Here is a 19,370-nt window from a genome sequence, read left to right as displayed (position 1 = left end):
GATTCAAATATTATAAAGTGAATGAAAGACCTAAAACCAATGATTTAGCAGGACTGTAGACGTTACTAGTCGTTCCTCCAAAATTCTGTTGCACATTCATACCGCTACGGCGAGATAACATCAGGAAGTTCTCCCCACTCAAATATACCTGAGCGTTATCAATTTTTAATCGAGACAATAAAGTCTTCGGTAAACGGTAAGATAAAGTCACTGTACGGATGTTTAAGAAACTACCATCGATTAACCAACGATCCGAAGCCGCATCAAAATCAGCGGTACGGCCATTATCCATACGTGGCACTTCCGTAACATCTCCTGGATTAATCCAACGCTTTAAGATATCCGTATGCTTCGCACTATGATAACCTGCGCCCATTAAACTAGCATAAGCTCCATCATAAATTTTACCTCCTACTTGATACACCATCAAAGCAGTTAAAGAGAAACCTTTATAACGTAAAGACGTATTCACGGAACCCGTTAAATCAGCAATAGAAGTTCCATTATACCAATACCTTGCGTTTGCAATGTTATTCGTTAAGGTATCACCATTCGCTGTAATTCTCGAGTTAGACGCTACAAAAGAAGTTGCACGGTACTCAGCCACACCCGTCTCCGGATTAACTCCTTTGTATTCGCGTAACCAATAATCATAAAGAGAGCTTCCTTCCTTTAATTTCTTCGTACCATCGATGATCTCCTTGCTTTCAGCAGGCATCTTCGTAATCTTATTCTCTAATTTCGTAGCATTTAAATCTACATTCCAAGTGAAGTCCTTTGTTCTAACAAGGTCAGCACTTAATTGAAGTTCAATACCTCTGTTGTACATAGATCCAATATTACGAGTCTCAGAACCAATACCCACTGAAAGTGGTAATGGCACGGCAAAGATTAAGTTCGTAGATTGACGATCAAAGTATTCAATCGTACCTGAAACTCTGTTTTTGAATAAACCGAATTCTAAGGCCACATCAAAAGCCGTATTTGTCTCCCACTCTAATGATTTACTACCTAGAGAAGATTGTAAAATACCTGGCTCTGTTGCGTTATTCCAACCCAAAGCATATAATGGCTGCCAAGCATAGTTGCTGATACCGCCATCGTTACCTGTTTGGCCCCAAGAACCTCTTAATTTCAAGTTATCAATGAACGTTAATTCTTTGATGAAGTCCTCTTGATCTAAACGCCAAGCGGCAGAAGCAGAATAGAAATTACCCCAACGCTTGTCTTTGAAGAATTTAGATGAACCATCGCGACGTGCGGAGAATGAAACGAAATACTTCGAATCATAATCATAATTCAAACGAGAGAAGAAACCTTCCACGCGACGAACATCATATTGAGATGTTAAATTCGTTGTCGTCGTGAAGTTGATCAACTCATAATTACCATCTAAGATCTGTTGTGAACGAGAACCATCTAAACTATTACTTACTAAGTTGTAGTTTTCATGACCTAAAAGGGCATCTACATTGTGCTTCCCAAATGAATGGTTATAGGTCAACAATTGAGATAAGTTATAAGATGTAACATTCTCAAATGTATTTGATGCACGACCTGCCGGAGCTCCATCACCGATTTCTGGATTACCAAAAACGATTGAATTCGCATTCGTGATATCCACACCTACGTTATTCGTTAATTTAAAATCTTTCAAGAATGACATCTCGGCAAATCCACGACCACCTATTAAGTTTCTACGGAAGAAGTTTTCATTCAATTCCGTTTCAGCCACTACGTGACGACCACCATATTGAGGACGGTTAGATAAACCTAAACCACTTAAATTACCATAATCATAGCGATTCTTTCCATTCTCTAATTGTAAGAATGAACCTGGACTTGCTGGATTGTAAGCATATACCGGGTAGATAGGTGCCATTGCACGCGTAAAGAAGAATGGATTCACGAAAGAGGTTCCCCCATCAGCCGTAGACTGATTTGAAGTTGTCAATGTCGTATTCATGTTAGCTCCTACTTTGAACCAATCATTCATTTGGCTATTTACATTCAAACGAGCTGTGAAACGATCGTAATCAGATTTGATTTGGTAACCCTTATCATTTAAATAGGAAACAGATAAGAAATAATCTGATTTACCATTTGATCCTGAAAAATTAGCCGCTACTTCATCACGAATACCTTCACGCATTACTGCCTTCTCCCAGTTCAAATCATCTGGATTGTAAATCAACTGAGCAGCCGCATTTAATTTACCATCTGTACCTACTAGCTGTGCAAAAGGAACATTATATACATTATAACCTGTTCCCACAATCGCACCTAAACCAGCAGACGCCGTTGTATTTGCTGTACCAATAGCCACAGGATTAGTTGCTCTGTAAGCCAAATTATTACGATTAGACTCCCACATTAAAGGATAATAGTCCGCAGTACCTACCCGATCATATTCTGGCATGGCACGCGTATTAAAACCTTTTGTGTACTTGATATTAATCGTATTCTTTCCTTTTGTACCCTTTTTAGTGGTAACCATCACCACACCATTTGCTGCACGAGCACCATAAAGTGCAGTGGAAGCTGCATCTTTTAATACAGTGATTGACTCAATATCATCATTGTTCAAATTCGCAATACTTGCTGAATAAGGAATACCATCGACTACGTATAAAGGATCGTTAGAAGAGGAGATAGAACCAAAACCACGAATACGAACGGCAGGAGCCGATCCAGGTTGACCTGAAGTAGAGGTAGTAGTCACACCGGGTGCAATACCTTCTAAAGCTTGTCCAATGTTCGTAATAGGTCTTACCCCTAATTTCTCAGCTGTGACTTTAGCAGAGGAACCTGTAAAGGATGATTTTTTAGCTGTTCCAAAAGTCGTAACAACCACCTCATCTAAGGTAGACGCACTTGACTCTAAAGACACATTAATCACTGTTTTGTTACCCACACGAATTTCTTGTGGAGAATAACCAACAGAACTAACGACTATAACAGCATTCGGTGAAACTGTTAATTTAAATGAACCATTTGCATCGGTATTTGTACCTCTGCTGGTTCCCTTGATAGAAACGTTAACGCCCGGTAAAGATGAACCATCATCTCCGGTAACCTTTCCAGAAATTGATCTGTCTTGTGCTTGAAGCGGAATCATTGCTATCAAGCATAAGAAGATACTTACTAGTACTGTTTTTTTCATAATAAAACTATTTGAAATGAAGGATAATGTAAACACTATATTATGGTTACATAAACAAATTGTGAACCCCAAAATTATTGCTAAGGTTTAAAGAAAAATAATTAAAAATTTTAATGATAATTATTAAAAAATATTATGTTAATTTTTTTTGCTTAAAAAAAGGTCCGACTTATTAATTCAAACTTTAGATTCCAATTATCAAACAGGCACAAAAAAAGAGGCGACCCTTCCGGGTCGCCTCTTTCAATTTAATATAAAAACTAAAATTAGTTTTTATCCCAGAATAACTTCGTAGTTACCACATCACCACCGATTGCCGAAGCAGCCGCAGTGTAGTTAGTTCCGTTTAAAGTTTGCTCATTAGCCGGATAAGACAAACGAGTTGGGAATCCAGACTTAGCATTGACTGGAGTAGCAATTTTAGGAAAGTCTAAACGACGTAACTCAGTCCAACCTTCGTAAGGACGGTTATAAAGCGCAATCCATTTCTGAGTTGCAATCTTTTCTTTCCAAGTTCCAGCAGCAGTTGAATAAGCAACTTCAGCTTGAGCTAAGTAAGCGTCAGCAGCTGCTTGCGTTCCACCCCAATATAAGATAGAAGCAGTAATCGCTTTGTTGTAGTGAGATTCTGCAGAACCAGCTACCGTGTAACCACGCTCAGCAGCTTCAGCACGTAAGAATTCTGTTTCTACTACGTCAGCAAATACATAAGGATCAGCAGCTGCGATCACTTTTGCACCCGCACGAGAGAAATCTACGAACGTATTTGATTTTCCTACAATACCACCAGCATAATTACCAGCATTATTTTTAGAGAAATAAAAGGCTGTGCGAGGGTCATTCCATCCTAATAACTTATCCATTAAGTCTTTCGCTCCGATGTAATCTTGACGACCACCTGTTACGATATCAGCAAATAATGGATTCTGATTAGGGGATGCTGACTGGTAAGTGAAATAACCATTGTTAGCAGAAGCTGAGATTGCACCAGCATCAGACGCTTCTACTGCCGTTTTAGCAGCAGCAGCATTTTCGTCCGCAACGATCATACCTAACTTCATACGTAATGTGTTAGCAAATTTCAACCAGTTAGAAATAGATCCTTTATAAACTAAATCTTCACCTGAAGCAAAACCTGCAGCTGATGTATTTAATTTAGTGATATCTGAATTCAAACGAGCCATTAAATCAGCGTGAACCGTTTTCGCATCATCATACTTAGGGAATAAATTAGTCGGTTGTAATGCTTCTGTATAAGGAACATTTCCGAAAGTATTCACTAAGATAGAATACGTATAAACTTGCATGATATCAATGATCGCTAATTTATTCGCTTTCTCACCTGCCGTTAACGTAGCATCGGCAGTGATTAACTTAGCTGATTCAGCATAATCTGCTAAAACATCACGGTACATGGTAGTCCACCATCCTTGAGGGATAGCACGTGTATTGAAGTCATATTGCGCTTCATCTTGGTATACAGCCATAGCCCAGTGGCTAACTGTAAAACGGAACACGTTCGTGTTCACACTAGCAGACGCTAAAGAACCAGCAAGGGTTTTCGTAGCATTCGAGAACAAAGTAGGAGCTGGAACAGCTGCTGGCCTTTTAGTCTCAGTATTTAATTGAGAGATATCTTCTGTACAAGCCGAGAACAATAGCAACAGCGGTACAAAAACTTTTAACATATTTTTCATCTTTATATCAATTTAGGATGATTAAAATAACAATTTAACGTTAAATCCGATCGATCTAGTAGTTGGATATGCACCTGATTGATTTCCTTGGATATTACCAGAAGACAAGTTTTCTTCAGGATCTGAATAAGGAACATATTTTTTAATGATCCATAAGTTACGTCCAAAAATAGACACGTCTACACCTTTCACGCCACCTAATTTAGCAACGACTGATTTAGGTAAAGAATACGTCAAGTTAGCCTCACGTAATTTCACGAAAGTCGCATCATAAACGAACCCAGCAGCTGGGTTATAAGCATAACCATACGTACCGTACTCATTTTCAACGCGGATATCATTCGGAGTTCCGTCTGCTTTTACACCTGGCATGATAATTCCACCACCATCAGCAATTGAATTACGAGATGGATTTCCTTTATCATTAAGTGCAGCTGATTCAGCATAAACACCCGTCGCAGCACCATAGTACTGATCAAGTGAGAATACGTTACCACCTTTCTTCATATCAATTAAGAAAGAGAAGGATACATTTTTGTATTTGAATGTGTTATTCAAACCACCAATCCAATCTGGATTCACATTACCGATATTGTTCGTAGTCGTAGTAGAGATCGCATAACGTCCGTTAGACTTAATAGACTTTTCTCCATTTACTAATACCCACGTCTTTCCTTGTAATACACCATAAGGTTGTCCTACCGTTGCGTTCAAAGAAACGCCACCTTGGAAAGAACCTAATTGAAGGTTTTGAGATACACCGTATAAGCTCAATACTAATGATTGATTCTTAGTCCAGTTTGCATTTACATTCCAAGAGAAATCAGCTGTTTTGATGGGTGTAGCGTAAACGCTTAATTCAAAACCTTTGTTCTCAATATTACCCGCATTCACATAAGAATAACTAAAACCAGTTGCAGAAGAAACCGCTGCTGGTAAAATTTGATCTAAAGTATTTGATTGATAATACGTCGCATCAAAACCTAAACGGTTCTGTAAGAATGACATCTCTAAACCAATCTCACGAGATTGAGTTTGCTCTGGCTTCAATACCGGATTGTTTTGTGTACTAGGTACAGAGAACAAAATGGTAGAACCAAACGGAGATGGTTGATCATATACGTTTTTGATAGCACCCCAAGGAGCATCATTACCTACAGTCGCCCAGTTAGCACGTAACTTACCAGAAGTCAACCAAGGAAGATCTTGAATGTGGTGAGAGAATAACCAAGACGCAGAACCTGAATAGTAGTTATATTGGTTATTTTCAGTGGGTAAAGTAGACGACTTATCACGACGGATAGTACCATCTAATGTTAAGAAATCTTTATACGTTACCGTTAAACCACCAAACAGACCGAATACCTCACGTGGTGAATATCCTTCAGCCGTAGCCGCCACTGTTCCTTTTGAATTCGCTACAGAATATAAACCTGGAACGATCAAACCTCCGTTAGTACTACCTGACATCGCGCGAACATATGATTTACGTAAGTTCAAACCAGCTAAGGCTTTTACATTTACATCTTTAATTACATTCTTATCGAAGTTAGCCATCAAATCATAGTTCGTTTCGTTAAATGAACGCTCTAAATGATAATAACTCGGTACACCTTGAGAACCTACCGCTGTACGCTCTTCTTGCAATTCACTGTAAGTATCCAGTGTAATACGTCCTAAGAAAGCTAAGTAGGAAGTTGCTTTGTAATCTAATTGAGCATTACCGAAGATACGAGTACGCGAATCCGTCTCGTAGTTTTGGTAACGAGTCCAATAGTAGTTATCTGTATAGATTGGCTTTAAACCAGCTGCAGAGGAAGGATCACCCCAGTTCCAAGTAACGTTTTGATTGTTACGGAAATACGCTTCTTTTTGCTCTACTAAATCTACGTTAGTTTGATACCACTGACGGAAGTTTTGGTTTACGTTACCTCCCGAATAACCTGAACCATAACGACCCTTACCATCTACGATAGAGAAGTTAGCCACTGCTTGAGCGCTTAATTTCTCATTGATTTTATACGAACCTCCTAAGTTAACAATGTTCTTAGTCACATTAGAGTTAGGCAAAGTACCACGCTCTTCATTACGCGTAAAGCCTAATTTATACGTTCCTTTATCATTCGCGCCATCTAACAAAATATTCGTGTTGTTCGAAATAGCTGTCTCATAGAATGTGTCTGGTGTATTAGTAGCAGCAACCCATGGCTTCATTTTCTTGTAGTTAGGACCCGCTGGATCAAAAGCATCCCAGTGGTAAACCAGTAAGCTAGGATTAAATTTCACACCATAAGACGCATCTTCTGCTGTAGGAACAACTAAATCATCTGTACCGTCACCATTTGCATCAAAATACAAGAAACCATCTTTTTGGTAAGGATCAGAATAACCTGCACCGTATTGGTTTTGGTAGGTAGGGAAAGTTGACTTATCAATTGTTCCTACGGTTAAACCAGCGTTAATAGTTAAACCTAAACCACGCTTCGCTTTCTTAGTTGTGATCATGATCACACCATTCGAAGCACGAGAACCGTAAAGAGCAGTTGCCGCAGCACCTTTCAAGACAGTCATGTTTTCGATATCATCTGGGTTAATATCCGCAGCAGCATTACCGTAATCATAACCACCACGACCTGTTTGTTGGTTACCACCATTTTTATTCGTGTTATCGATGGGCACACCATCCACTACGAATAAGGCTTGGTTGTTACCAGTCAATGATTTGTTACCACGAATAACAACGTTAGTTGAACCACCGATCGCATTTCCTTGGATAATTTGTAAACCCGCTACTTTACCAGATAATGCTTGAATTGCGTTACCAGTACGTACACGAGTTAACTCTTCTCCTTTAACTTGCTGTGCAGCATAAGGTAATGAGTTCTTAGTACGCGTAAGACCCAAAGCCGTTACAACAACTTCATTCAACTCAGACGCATCTGAAGCTAAAACTACGTTGATTGAACTTTGGCTTCCTACTGAAACCGTTTGTGGCTTGTAACCCACAAAGCTGAAAGTGATTGCAGCACCATCACCTACTGAAATAGTGTAAGAACCATCTGCTGCCGAGGTTGTACCTCGAGATGAACCTTTTAGGCTAATACTAACTCCCGGAAGAGCAGTACCATCCTCAGAAGCAGTAACCTTACCAGTTACTTGCCTTGTTTGAGCTATCGATGTGCTAAATACAGCTAACACCAATACCCCAAGGAGTAATAGTTTTTTCATGTGTTTGAGTTTAATTAATGAAAAAATAATGAAAATTATTAAAAATAATTATGCAATATATAAATAAATTTAATGTACCCAAAGAAATATCAAATAAAAGGGGGTTCCATTTTCGAAAAAACCTCTTTAATGAGTTAAAAGTACATTTTACATTGGATTCTTAGCAGGAGTAGAACCTGCGCCACGTTGATTTAATGGCTATTTCTTTTTTGAAATAAAAAAAATAAAAATTATCTTTCAGTTAAATAATATTAAACACCTTTAAATTAACACCTTATGAGAAAAGTTTTACTCTTGGTTGTTGCGGTATTTACATTGGCACTCAGTTTTGAGGCGTCAGCGCAGCAACGGGTAGTTACCGGTACGGTAATTTCCGAGGAAGACGGTCGAGGTTTACCAGGTGCAACGGTTCTTGCAAAAGGGACAAAAGTGGGTGCTACCACCGATTCGGATGGTAAATATTCCATTAATGTTCCAGCGGGATCCGCTGTATTGATTTACTCTTTCGTAGGCCTTAAGGCTCAGGAAGAGGCGATCGGTAGCCGCTCCGTAGTCAATGTAACCCTTAAAACTGATGCAGCGCTACTAACCGATGTGGTAGTAACAGCGATCGGTATTGAAAGGGAGAAAAAAGCACTGGGTTATGCTGTAACTTCAGTAAGCAAAACACTATTGGAAAATCGTCCAGAAGCTGATGTTGCCCGCGTATTACAGGGTAAAGTGCCAGGGGTAAACATTACCTCCACTAATGGTATGACAGGATCTGGAACTAATATGATTATCCGTGGTTACAAATCAGCTACTGGTAACAACCAGCCGTTGTTCGTTGTGGATGGAGTTCCATTTAATACCTCTACTAACGCGCAGAACGGATTTACTACCGGTGGTGCTACTACTTCATCTCGTTTCTTGGATATTGATCCTAACAACATCGAGAGCATGTCTGTATTGAAAGGACTTTCTGCAACGGTACTTTATGGTGACCAAGGTAGAAATGGAGTAATCTTGATTACTACTAAATCTGGCTCATCTAAGAAAAAAGCTGCTGAAGTAACTGTCAACCAGTCTGTATTCGTTAACGAGGCAGCATCTTTGCCTACTTATGGTACAGAATACGGTAACGGTTTTCAACAAGCTCCAGGTTTCTTCTTCTCTAACTTCGGTCCGAGTATGAATACTGGCTTACAGATTAATCATCCGTTTGCTACTTCTTCTGTAGCTGCAATTCGTGAAGCCTTCCCTCAGTTCTGGGTAGACGGTAAAGTGGGTGGTACTCCTATTAAGTATGATTACAAAGCCTACAAGGATCCTTCACAAATCTTCTTTAGACAAGGTTTAATTTCCAATAGTTCTGTTCAAATAGCAGGTGGTGGAGAAAAAACAGGCTTCAATGCTAGCTTTGGCTACACAGACGAAGAAGGCTTTACACCTGGCAACAAATTGAATAAGTATAACTTTGGATTGGGAGTGAACTCTGCTATCACCGACAAGCTTTCGGTTAACTCTTCGTTCACTTTTGCCATTACAAATCTACTTTCTCCTCCTGCTAACGCATCATATGGTTCAGGTTCTGAAATTCCATCTGTGTTTGGACACGTATTGTTTACCCCACGTTCTGTGGATTTGGAAAACCTTCCGTTCGAAAACCCAGTAGATAAAAGTTCTGTATACTATAGAGGTGGTAACGATATCACTAACCCAAAATGGTTAGTTAAATATTATAAGAACACTTCCGATGTAAAGCGTTTCTTTAATTCTACTTCGTTGAACTATAAACTAAACGATAACTTCACAATGACGTATCGTTTAGGTCTAGATACCTACTCTGAATTGCAAGAGATCTTGTACAACAAAGGTGGGGCTACGGCTAACTTAGCAACTAAAAACGGTTACTATAGAACGATTAACATCAATAACACGATCTGGAACCAAGACTTGATCTTGAACTGGAAAAAGGAGTTATCTGAAAAATTCGGCATGAGTGCCTTATTGGGTGGAAACTCCAGATTTGACTCCTATATGCAGTCTGGTGTGGCTTCTCAAGGCCAATTGGCTTTCGGTTTATTTAGACATTCGAACTTCTCTACTTCTTCAAGCAATGATGCCTATTCTGGTGGTAGCATGAACTCAGGAGTAGACGAGAGAAGATATGGTTTGTACACGAACATTACTTTAGACTATTCTGATTATTTGTTCTTGAACTTGTCTGCTCGTAATGACTGGACCTCTACGGTAGAAGCGGAGAACAGAAGTGTCTTTTATCCAGGGGGATCCGTTTCATTCATCCCAACTACGGCATTTGATTGGACATCTTCTAATTTAAAATACTTGAAGTTGAGATTTGGTTACGGTACTTCAGCTGGTTATCCTAGCCCATACAGTACGAGAAATGTTTTGGCACAGTCTGCTAGAGCATTTGATGTAGGTGGAGCGGTGACTACTACGCACGCTGTATCTAATACGTTGGGTAACCCGAACTTGAAGCCTGAGCTTCATGCTGAGGCGGAATTCGGTGTGGAAGGTATCATGTTCAACAACAAGTTGCGTTTTGATATTTCACTTTATGAGAAAAACACAACAAATTTGATCACGCAAGCTCCGATTGACCCTTCAACAGGTTTTACCTCTACTGCGCTTAATATCGGTAGAATTAGAACTCGTGGAGCTGAATTCCAGGCTATTGTGACGCCGTTCTCAACTGCATCAGGTTTTGAGTGGAACTCTACCCTTAACTGGTCTACTTATAGAACAGAGGTAGTTGAATTAGGTGGTGGATTGGAAGAAGTTGTAGTCGCTGGTTTTACCGATTTAGGTAACTTCGCGGTTCCAGGTCAGCCTTTCAACGTCATCAAAGGTATTGGATTTGATAGAGATCCTAAAACAGGACAACCTATCATCCTTTCTTCTGGTGTACACAAGCCTACTAACGAGCCTGTAGTATTAGGTGATCCAAACCCAGCTTGGACTGGTTCATTCATTAACAGCTTTACCTATAAAGGATTTACACTAAGTGCAATGATGGAATACCGTCATAAAGGTGTGGTCATGTCCAATACGGTAACTGCTACTTTAGCCCGTGGTGTAACCAAGGATCCGGTAGCTGATCGTGAAATGTCCTTTATCATGCCAGGTGTAAGACAAGATGGTACTAATGCAGACGGAACGCCTCGTTACATTCCTAACGATCGTCAAATTACGGCTGCTGATTACTTCTTCTCTGGATACCAAGGTGCTACTGACGAGCCGAATGTCTTTGATGGATCTACGGTTCGCTTGAGAGAAGTTTCTTTAGCTTATTCCTTGCCAAAATCGTTGATTGCTAAGACTCCATTCAAGAAAGTAAACTTCGCATTTAGCGCTACTAACCTATGGTTCCTTGCCCTTAACTTCCCACCAAACATGAACTTCGATACAGACGTGTTGGGTACTGGTGTAGGTAACGGACTTGGATTTGATTTCGTAACTGGACCTAGCTCTCGTAGATTGGGTGGAACGTTAACTCTTACATTCTAACTCCAAACTGAAATGATAATGAAAAGATTTATATATGGACTGACGATGGTAGCCGGAATGGTTTTTGCCACGTCATGTACGGAAAAACTGGACGAACTATTGGAAAACCCGAATGCAGTTAACGCAACTACTGCATCCCCTGATTTCCTTTTGAACAGTATCCAGCTTAATTACCAAAGTTTATGGTATGGTATGTCAGATCGTGGTGCGCGTTTAACGCGTCAAATAAACCAAGGATCTGCCTTGTATGAAGCAGCTTACTCAGCTGGTTCTACTAACGGTACGTGGTCTAACGCTTATGCGAACATACTAGCGGACGTTGAGTTTTTGTTGCCTTTGGCCCAAAAATCAAATTTGCAGCGTCACATGGGTATTGCTAAGACGATTAAGGCGATGGTCTTGATGGATCTAGTAGATACCTACGGTAACGTTCCTTTTTCTGAGGCGTTGAGCGCAGGTAACTTCAGCCCTAAGACGGATGAAGGTGCTTCTATCTACGCTGCTGCGTTGAAATTGCTTGACGAAGCTTCAGTTCACTTTACTGCGGCTACTTCTAGTGGTACACCGAACGATTATTTTTACGGTAGAAATTATACCCGATGGAATAAGTTTGTGAACACCCAGAAGTTAAAGTATTACCTAAACACCCGTTTAGTGGATGCAAATGCCTCTAAGGCCGCGATCAATGCCTTGATTGCAGGAAATGCACTTATTGGTACAGGAGATGACTTTGTTTTCCGTTTTGGAACTACTGCTGCGGATCCGGATTCTAGACATCCGAAGTTTGCTGGTCAGTATACTGCCGGTGGTGGTGACTATCAGTCTACCTTCTTCATGCACCATTTGACTGTGGAAAAAGGTTTTGATGATCCTCGCACGCGTTACTACTTGTACCGTCAGGTATTGACTAATACCACTAACGTAGATGAGCAGGAGTGTATCTCTCAGATCGCACCTCCTCAATACTTAGTAGGAAACTATTGCTACTGTAATCCTGCGGGTAATAAAGGATACTGGGGTCGTGATCACTTAGATCCAGACGGTATTCCACCCGATGGTTTGAAACGTACTGCTTTTGGAACTTATCCATCTGGTGGTCGTTTTGATAACAGCTCTGGTGCACCTGTAGCTAACCCTGCTTTGGGTATGAAAGGTGCTGGGATTCACCCAATCATGTTAGCTGCTTATGTTGACTTTATGTTAGCTGAAGCTGCGATCACTTTGGGAACTACTGGTACTCCAAAAACCTTATTGCAATCAGGTATCAAGAAGCACATGGACTATGTTCGTGCTTTTGCAGTAGCTGGTGCTGAAGGCGCTACTATCTCCGCATTTGAGCCATCTGCAACCTTTACGGGTCGTGTAACTAACTACATTAAATATGTAGATGCTCAGTTTGATGCTGCATCTTCTAATGACACTAAATTAGATGTGGTAGCAAGAGAATACTGGTTGTCATTGTATGGTAATGGTACGGAAGCTTACAACCTTTACAGAAGAACAGGTAAGCCAAGTCGTATGCAGCCTGGATTGGAAGCGGTAACAGGACCATTTGTTAGATCATTCTTGTATCCTAACAACTACATGGTAACGAATACCAAAGCAGTTCAGAAACAGAATCTAGCAACTCAAGTGTTCTGGGATAAGAATCCTGCATCACCTTGGATTTATTAACCTTTAAAATAAGAAAATATGAAAATGCTTAGATATAGTTTCGGAATATTGGCAACTGCGCTCATCTTTCTAAGTTCTTGTAGAGATTTTGTGGAGCCTGCCGTTCCTTACAAAGATTTTGACACGGGAGCTTACTTGAGAACAATTACCAGGACGAGCACCACCTTTAACTTCTTCAATTTAGCTAGCTCAAAGTTTGCGCTGACCGTTGAAGCAGTAGATAAAGAAGACGGAAAGACGTTGCAGTCTGTAGAAGTTCGTGTACGTCACAGACGTTTGATTGCTGGGGTAGGATTGAAATATACTCCTGCAAATGACGTGGTAGTGAAGACGCTTCAAGCGTCTGACTTCAAGACGAACACAAGTTCTCGTTTCTTGAGATCAAGCTTCGAAGTGACGGCTGCTGAAGCCATCGCTGCGGTAGGTTTGAAAGCTGCAGATATTAGTGGAGGTGATGCATTCGAATTCCGTATGGTATTAATCGATAAGTTTGGAAGAAAATTCTCTTCTGACAACGTGACAACCAACGTAGCGGGTGCTCCTTTCTATGATTCTCCATTCCAGTATCCGGTATCTGTAATTTGTCCTTCGGATTTAGCAGGTACTTATGATTTTGATGCATTGGAGACCTTCTGCGGAGCGACTTACTCAGGAAAAATTACGTTGACTGCGGTTGCTGCCTCTCCTGGTTCTTACACGGTGTCCGATGGTACCTTCGGTGCATGGGATAAGTGTTATCCAGATGCATGGGGAAGTGGAAACGTACGAATCAGTGATGCTTGTGGTAAATTGTCCATGAGTGGGGCAGATAAGTATGGTGATTCTTACTCCATGACCGTTAAGAGTGTTACTCCAGCGGTTGTTACCTTCGAGTGGAAAAACACCTACGGTGAGTCAGGTATTGTTGCATTGAAGTCAAATGCAGGCAAACCTTGGCCGGCTACTTTAAAGTAATAGGTTAAATCTTAAGTACAAAAAAGGCAACGTCTCTATTGACGTTGCCTTTTTTTGTTATACAAGATGGGTTTTCGATTTCCAGGAAAAAGTGGAAATAAGTGACTGAAAACTAGTAATGAAAACTTGCCATTACTGTTAAGTCGCGCAAAAATGCTAGAGGATTTGATTCAAAATCATCACCCCTACCAGGCCCGCCACCGACACGATAGTCTCCATCAAAGACCAAGATCTCAGCGTTTCCTTTACGGTCAAATTGAAATATTCTTTAAATAACCAAAAGCCTGTATCGTTCACATGGGAGAACATTAAACTTCCTGCTCCGATGCTTAAGACCATTAAGTTAGCATTAACAGACCCAGACGCCACCAAAGGATAAATCATTCCAGCCGCTGTCAAGCCCGCAATCGTGGCTGAACCCAAACAAACGCGAATTATCGCCGCCATCATCCAACCTAGTACTAAGGGGTGGATAGGCAATCCTCCTAAATAGGACGCAATCTCCTTACTGACACCCGAAACTAATAATATCTCCTTTAATGTTCCGGCACCAGCAATGATCAATAAAATCATCGCCACATCTTTCACTGCTTCCCCATATACATTCATTACCTCCTCGATTTTCTTACCACGGCGAATCCCTAAGATATAAGTTGCCACTAAAATAGCCACTAACATCACCATCGCGGGATCTGCGATGAATTTTACCACCGGAGAATCAGGCAGTTGCACTTCGGCAATGGTGGTTCCTACTAATAGAAATACAGGAAATAAAGCCGCCACAAAGCTGGCTGATTTACTAGGCAAATTCGATTCATCTATTTCTGCTGCGGCGAAAGCTTTCAATGGTTTGATGGGTAGGTGGGCCAAAGTTTTGGCAAAAATAGGACCTGCCAAAATAATCGCCGGGATAGCTACAATAATACCGAGCATGAGTGTTTCCCCCATATTCGCATGAAACTGAGCCACTAAAGCTGCCGGAGATGGATGAGGTGGTAAAAAACCATGCGCCACGGATAAAGAGGCCATCATAGGAACGCCTGCTAATAGTGGAGGTATCTTATATTGCTGAACTAAAGAGAAAATAAGAGGAATCATCAGCACAAAACCCACATTATAAAACAAGGGAATGCCTATCACGAAACCTGTTAGCATCAGCCCCCAGGTTATATTTTTTAGTCCAAAAAGATCAATCAAGGCTCCCGAAATCTGCTTTGCTGCCCCAGAAGTGGCTACTAGTTTACCTAACATGGCCCCTAAAACGAGAATCACCACTAAAGAACCGAGAGTGTCGCCTAAACCTTTTTGGATAGATTTCGCGATATCAGGCAAAGGCAAACCCAGACAAACACCCGCAAAAAGACTGACGAGTAAAAAGGATATAAAAGAATTGACCTTCCAGTACGTGATTAAGAGTACTAAAAGGCCAAGGCTTGCAATTACGATTAATAAGGTCATAGTGTGAATAGGTTATCATTCACAATTTACCATTTAGCTTTTAAAAATCGCCATACGTTTCTTCTAAATATTTCTGCATCACTAAAATATCCTCTTTAGAGGTTAAATCAGGCACATTTTCGGCTAATGGAATCGCAAAAAATCCTTTACCCTCCCCTTCTCCAAACATCACCACCGAGGTAGGCAATTCTTTTTCGTTACGAACCGCATGGAAAGGCGTCTTAGCTAAATAGGGCAAGAAAGTGCTCGCCTCAAACACAAACACGTTCATGCTCACCCCTAAGCGACCTTGTTTCGCCATTAATTCATCGGCTTGCTCCTTCGTCGGTTTTTCAATAATCTCTAATAAATAACCCTCCGCATCCGTGCGAATCAAGGCAAAAGCCGAAATACGCTCTTCTGGATACAATAAGCTATCGCGGTGATAGGAGATTAACGCTTGGGGTACTTCAGAAGCCCAAAGCGTCTTCAACGCGTTCACCGAATATAAATTATCCGAATTACATACAATTACGCGACCCGTTTGCCAGTCTGCATGTTGCGATAAAGCTTGGTAAACCGCATCTGACGTTCCGGCTGGCTTCACGCGATCTACTGGGATTTGTTGACGAGCAAAAACGATTTGTATTCCCCAGGTAGCGTCTTTTGCCATTAGAGATTCACAGTATTCTTGTGAAACGTTATCCGTCGGATGCAAAAGCAACATCACCTCTTCAATTCCGGCTAAATGCGCGTTATATAATTGGTAATCAATCAAAGTTTTACCATTCTTCCCCACCTGAATCATTCCCTTTGTTACCGCATTGGCTTGCGCTACTAATTTCGGATCTAAATCGCTATTCTCTTCTGACAAGGCTTTCTTCATACGAGAGGCCATGCCTCCCGCTAAAATCAATAATCTCTTCTTCATATACTTTTTGTTGTTCCTTTATCTACTGTTATGATGTAGGCTTTTCCACCTACTTTTTCGATGGCCATAACCACTTTTTCTGGGTTATTAGGTGCATAGGCAAACATACATCCGCCACCACCTGAACCATTTATTTTTCCTCCCAAAGCTCCAGCCTCCAATGCCGCCTCAATCATGCTATTTATTTTAGGGGTGGAAATACGTTTATTTTCCCGCAAATTTACTTGATGTTCATTTAATAAAGAACCCAATTTTTCGTCAGACCACTCAATTTTTCCTTCAAACATCGCTTTAGCCTCTAAAAGCAAATTGCGATCACTGATATTCGCTTGCAAAAGCACCCACTCATCATTGCTTAATAATTCCTGGTATTTCGCTGGGTCATTTTCGGTAACTAAATTAAAATCAGGGTATTTCGCCTGGATTTTATTCATCCCTCCTAACATTCCAAACTTAACATGACTTAAAATACCCAACGTGTCTTTCGGCTCCTGCGAATCGCCTAAAACAAAGGTTCCTAATTCTCTAGTATAGGTTTCAATGTGAATTTTAGGCTCACTGGCTAGATAAATTACATTACCCACCGCCGTAGAATATTGGTCCATCATTCCACCTGGCTCTGAAAACTCGAGCACCTCGGCTTCATAGGTGATTTCGCCAATTTGTTTTTGGGAATAGCCTAAACCGTATATTTCATTCAAAAAATTCACCCAAGATACGAGCAAAGCGGAGGAACTAGACGTACCTGAATTGATGGGAATATTACCGCTTACCGTTAATTCCAAACCTTTTTCTAAACGATGCCCCTTCCGGTGCAAGACGTTTAAGACACTTTTAAAATAGTCCCGCTCTTTTGTATAGACCAATGGGTAATCGAGTGTAAATGTTTCTTCCAACCCCACATCCGGCAAGGAAAAATGAACGATGTTATCTTCTCTGAAATCCCCTTCGATTTGAATGCGCTTAGAAATAGCCGCTGCAATGACTGGTAAACCTAAATAATCTTGGTGTTCGCCAAAAAGACAAATACGCCCCGGGGTTGATACAATCATTTTAAGCAGGGTATTTCGTTAAATAATCTAATTTATAGGCCCAAGTAGCCGCAATGTTCTCTGCTTTCACAATTGCCTCTTCCGTCTTAGGACCTTCAAACAAATCCCGCACTGTTTCTCTAAACATCCCTAACCAACGATCGAAGTGTGCTGGCGTAATCGGATGAATCTGATTAATCTGCAAATGAGGTCGCATGGGTGCACCTTGATAAGCAGTACCTTGAAATAATAACATCTCCCAAAAATCATACATCTTAGGTAGGTGCTTCTCAAAATCTACGTGCATCACTTCCATAAAAACCTTTCCCACTAAATCATCTGAGGGCATTTTAGCATAAAATGCATCCACAAATGTTTTAATGTCAGCCTTCGAAGTAATGTCGTTTTTCATTAATGCGTTTTGATTTTAGCGAGCAATAAGTTCGAAACTTTCGCCCCTTGAATGACTCCCTGATCTAATGCTGGACGAAAGTGAATTCCTCCATACAAACGACTAACCGATGCTTCATCTGCTGCTTGTTTAAAGGAAGTAAATTTGCGCGGAGGTAAACCATAAGGAATTTCTGTAGAGTCATTAAATGACACATTATCCCCGTATAATTTAGTCAAAACCGTAGCGGCCGCACTTGAAATAGTACTATGTCCCGAGGTATATTCTGGGAAGGGAGGCGTCTGTAAAATCGGTATCCATTTTTTGTCGATACTATTATTTATCACCGTCTCTGGACGAATTCTAACCGAACGGTATTTCTCATCCCAGCAAGAAATAAATCCATCAAAAATAGACATCGATGTCATCGCAAATGCTTCTGCTACTTGCACATGGGATTTCTTTAATTGACGTGAAACTTGACCCACGATTCCTAACCAGTGACCACCCGGCGACATTTTTTTTGTCGCAAACATGGCATGTCCGGTGATATTCATTTTGAAGGGATTGCAATCCCAGAAATTGGCAATATCGCGTTGTTCATCTGTCAAATTCTTCACCGTATTATAGGATTCCATCACTTCCTTATAATAAGGAGTTCCTGGCGTCAAATCGAATTTAGCCGGAACCGGAGCCTGAAATTGCGCAGACGAATCAAGCCCTACCGGGCGAATTTTAGTCCAATAAGGCTCTACCGCATCCATATAGGCAGGAGGCGTCGGAGTCCAAGTTCCTGGATCATTGGTTACCGTGAATCGGAAACCACGCGTTTGCTTGTAATTATCTTTAGCTGCATACCTCATCACCGATTCCGCAATAGAGTCACCTAAGGCAATCGAGCGATCATAAACCTCATTCGGAATTCCGGTTGCACGATAATCATCTTCCAACTTTTTATCAAATTCATCATACAATTCTTGCGCAAAAGTTAATTTCTTACCCACGGATAAAAAAGCTCGCGTAGATGCAAGAGGATAGCAGTATTCTTGGCCTTTCTCTGGCTGAGCCACTTTTTCAAAACCATTGATTTGGCCTACTAAAGATTTATACCCCTTTTCACCATGAATAGCCGCTTCATATCCTGCGATACTCGCATACATATAAATACGGGATGAAACGGGTGGAGCGAAAATATCGTGAATGATACTTTCCGTAAGCATTACTTCCGCACGAATTAAAAATTCAGGATTAGCCGCAGCTTTCTGATAGTCTTTATTCGAGCTAGAACAAGCTGTGAATAGTAGAACGGCGAAAATAAAAGCTATATTTCTCATGTAGGGTTTGATTAACC

Annotated in this window: 11 protein-coding genes; 3 read left to right on the top strand and 8 right to left on the bottom strand. The window is 40.8% G+C overall.

Annotated features, from left to right (window positions below):
- Positions 1–10 precede the first annotated feature (10 nt).
- The 3 genes from ACST13_RS00530 to ACST13_RS00520 all read right to left on the bottom strand — a co-directional run bounded on the left by ACST13_RS00530 (position 11) and on the right by ACST13_RS00520 (position 8,088).
- Positions 11–3,163: a SusC/RagA family TonB-linked outer membrane protein gene (locus ACST13_RS00530; RefSeq protein WP_459521267.1), complete on the bottom strand. Its 3,153-nt coding sequence runs from the start codon at positions 3,161–3,163 to the stop codon at positions 11–13.
- A 266-nt stretch (positions 3,164–3,429) separates the two neighbouring features.
- Positions 3,430–4,860 (bottom strand): SusD/RagB family nutrient-binding outer membrane lipoprotein, encoded by a 1,431-nt coding sequence (locus ACST13_RS00525; RefSeq protein WP_459521266.1) that lies wholly within the window; start codon positions 4,858–4,860, stop codon positions 3,430–3,432.
- Between the two features lie 21 nt (positions 4,861–4,881).
- On the bottom strand, positions 4,882–8,088 hold the full coding sequence (locus ACST13_RS00520) for a SusC/RagA family TonB-linked outer membrane protein (protein ID WP_459521265.1): 3,207 nt from the start codon (positions 8,086–8,088) through the stop codon (positions 4,882–4,884).
- Positions 8,089–8,364: 276 nt separating this feature from the next.
- Here ACST13_RS00520 and ACST13_RS00515 point away from each other — a divergent pair, with 276 nt between their 5' ends.
- From ACST13_RS00515 to ACST13_RS00505, 3 genes are read left to right on the top strand one after another with little or no spacing between them, the layout of a single operon-like run.
- The gene (locus ACST13_RS00515) at positions 8,365–11,601 is read left to right on the top strand and encodes a SusC/RagA family TonB-linked outer membrane protein (protein WP_459521264.1); all 3,237 of its coding nucleotides are present in this window, start codon (positions 8,365–8,367) and stop codon (positions 11,599–11,601) included.
- Positions 11,602–11,619: 18 nt separating this feature from the next.
- Positions 11,620–13,275, top strand: coding sequence for a SusD/RagB family nutrient-binding outer membrane lipoprotein (locus ACST13_RS00510; RefSeq protein ID WP_459521263.1), 1,656 nt, complete (start codon positions 11,620–11,622; stop codon positions 13,273–13,275).
- 24 nt (positions 13,276–13,299) lie between these two features.
- The gene (locus tag ACST13_RS00505; RefSeq protein WP_459521262.1) at positions 13,300–14,229 is read left to right on the top strand and encodes a hypothetical protein; all 930 of its coding nucleotides are present in this window, start codon (positions 13,300–13,302) and stop codon (positions 14,227–14,229) included.
- A gap of 156 nt (positions 14,230–14,385) precedes the next feature.
- Here ACST13_RS00505 and ACST13_RS00500 read toward each other — a convergent pair whose 3' ends face one another.
- The 5 genes from ACST13_RS00500 to ACST13_RS00480 are packed head-to-tail and all read right to left on the bottom strand — an operon-like array spanning position 14,386 to position 19,353.
- Positions 14,386–15,687: a gluconate:H+ symporter gene (locus ACST13_RS00500; protein ID WP_459521261.1), complete on the bottom strand. Its 1,302-nt coding sequence runs from the start codon at positions 15,685–15,687 to the stop codon at positions 14,386–14,388.
- Between the two features lie 40 nt (positions 15,688–15,727).
- On the bottom strand, positions 15,728–16,597 hold the full coding sequence (locus tag ACST13_RS00495) for a sugar phosphate nucleotidyltransferase (RefSeq protein ID WP_459521260.1): 870 nt from the start codon (positions 16,595–16,597) through the stop codon (positions 15,728–15,730).
- A complete protein-coding gene (locus ACST13_RS00490) occupies positions 16,594–17,649 on the bottom strand; it encodes a GHMP family kinase ATP-binding protein (protein ID WP_459521259.1) in 1,056 nt (351 codons plus the stop codon). The genes ACST13_RS00495 and ACST13_RS00490 overlap by 4 nt, the downstream gene beginning before the upstream one ends.
- A 1-nt stretch (position 17,650) precedes the next feature.
- Entirely contained in the window at positions 17,651–18,040 is a 390-nt protein-coding gene (locus ACST13_RS00485; protein WP_459521258.1) for a group III truncated hemoglobin, read from the bottom strand.
- Positions 18,040–19,353: a vanadium-dependent haloperoxidase gene (locus ACST13_RS00480; RefSeq protein WP_459521257.1), complete on the bottom strand. Its 1,314-nt coding sequence runs from the start codon at positions 19,351–19,353 to the stop codon at positions 18,040–18,042. Before ACST13_RS00480 ends, ACST13_RS00485 begins: the two co-directional genes overlap by 1 nt.
- Positions 19,354–19,370: the final 17 nt, after the last annotated feature.

This window comes from Aquirufa sp. A-Brett2-W8 (assembly GCF_054558755.1).
This window is presented reverse-complemented; position numbering and strand designations above follow the sequence as displayed.

Excerpts from the sequence above, each read along its gene's own strand:
- ACST13_RS00530 (WP_459521267.1), bottom strand. The coding sequence starts at position 3,163 with ATGAAAAAAACAGTACTAGTAAGTATCTTCTTATGCTTGATAGCAATG.
- ACST13_RS00525 (WP_459521266.1), bottom strand. The coding sequence starts at position 4,860 with ATGAAAAATATGTTAAAAGTTTTTGTACCGCTGTTGCTATTGTTCTCG.
- ACST13_RS00520 (WP_459521265.1), bottom strand. The coding sequence starts at position 8,088 with ATGAAAAAACTATTACTCCTTGGGGTATTGGTGTTAGCTGTATTTAGC.
- ACST13_RS00515 (WP_459521264.1), top strand. The coding sequence starts at position 8,365 with ATGAGAAAAGTTTTACTCTTGGTTGTTGCGGTATTTACATTGGCACTC.
- ACST13_RS00510 (WP_459521263.1), top strand. The coding sequence starts at position 11,620 with ATGAAAAGATTTATATATGGACTGACGATGGTAGCCGGAATGGTTTTT.
- ACST13_RS00505 (WP_459521262.1), top strand. The coding sequence starts at position 13,300 with ATGCTTAGATATAGTTTCGGAATATTGGCAACTGCGCTCATCTTTCTA.
- ACST13_RS00500 (WP_459521261.1), bottom strand. The coding sequence starts at position 15,687 with ATGACCTTATTAATCGTAATTGCAAGCCTTGGCCTTTTAGTACTCTTA.
- ACST13_RS00495 (WP_459521260.1), bottom strand. The coding sequence starts at position 16,597 with ATGAAGAAGAGATTATTGATTTTAGCGGGAGGCATGGCCTCTCGTATG.
- ACST13_RS00490 (WP_459521259.1), bottom strand. The coding sequence starts at position 17,649 with ATGATTGTATCAACCCCGGGGCGTATTTGTCTTTTTGGCGAACACCAA.
- ACST13_RS00485 (WP_459521258.1), bottom strand. The coding sequence starts at position 18,040 with ATGAAAAACGACATTACTTCGAAGGCTGACATTAAAACATTTGTGGAT.
- ACST13_RS00480 (WP_459521257.1), bottom strand. The coding sequence starts at position 19,353 with ATGAGAAATATAGCTTTTATTTTCGCCGTTCTACTATTCACAGCTTGT.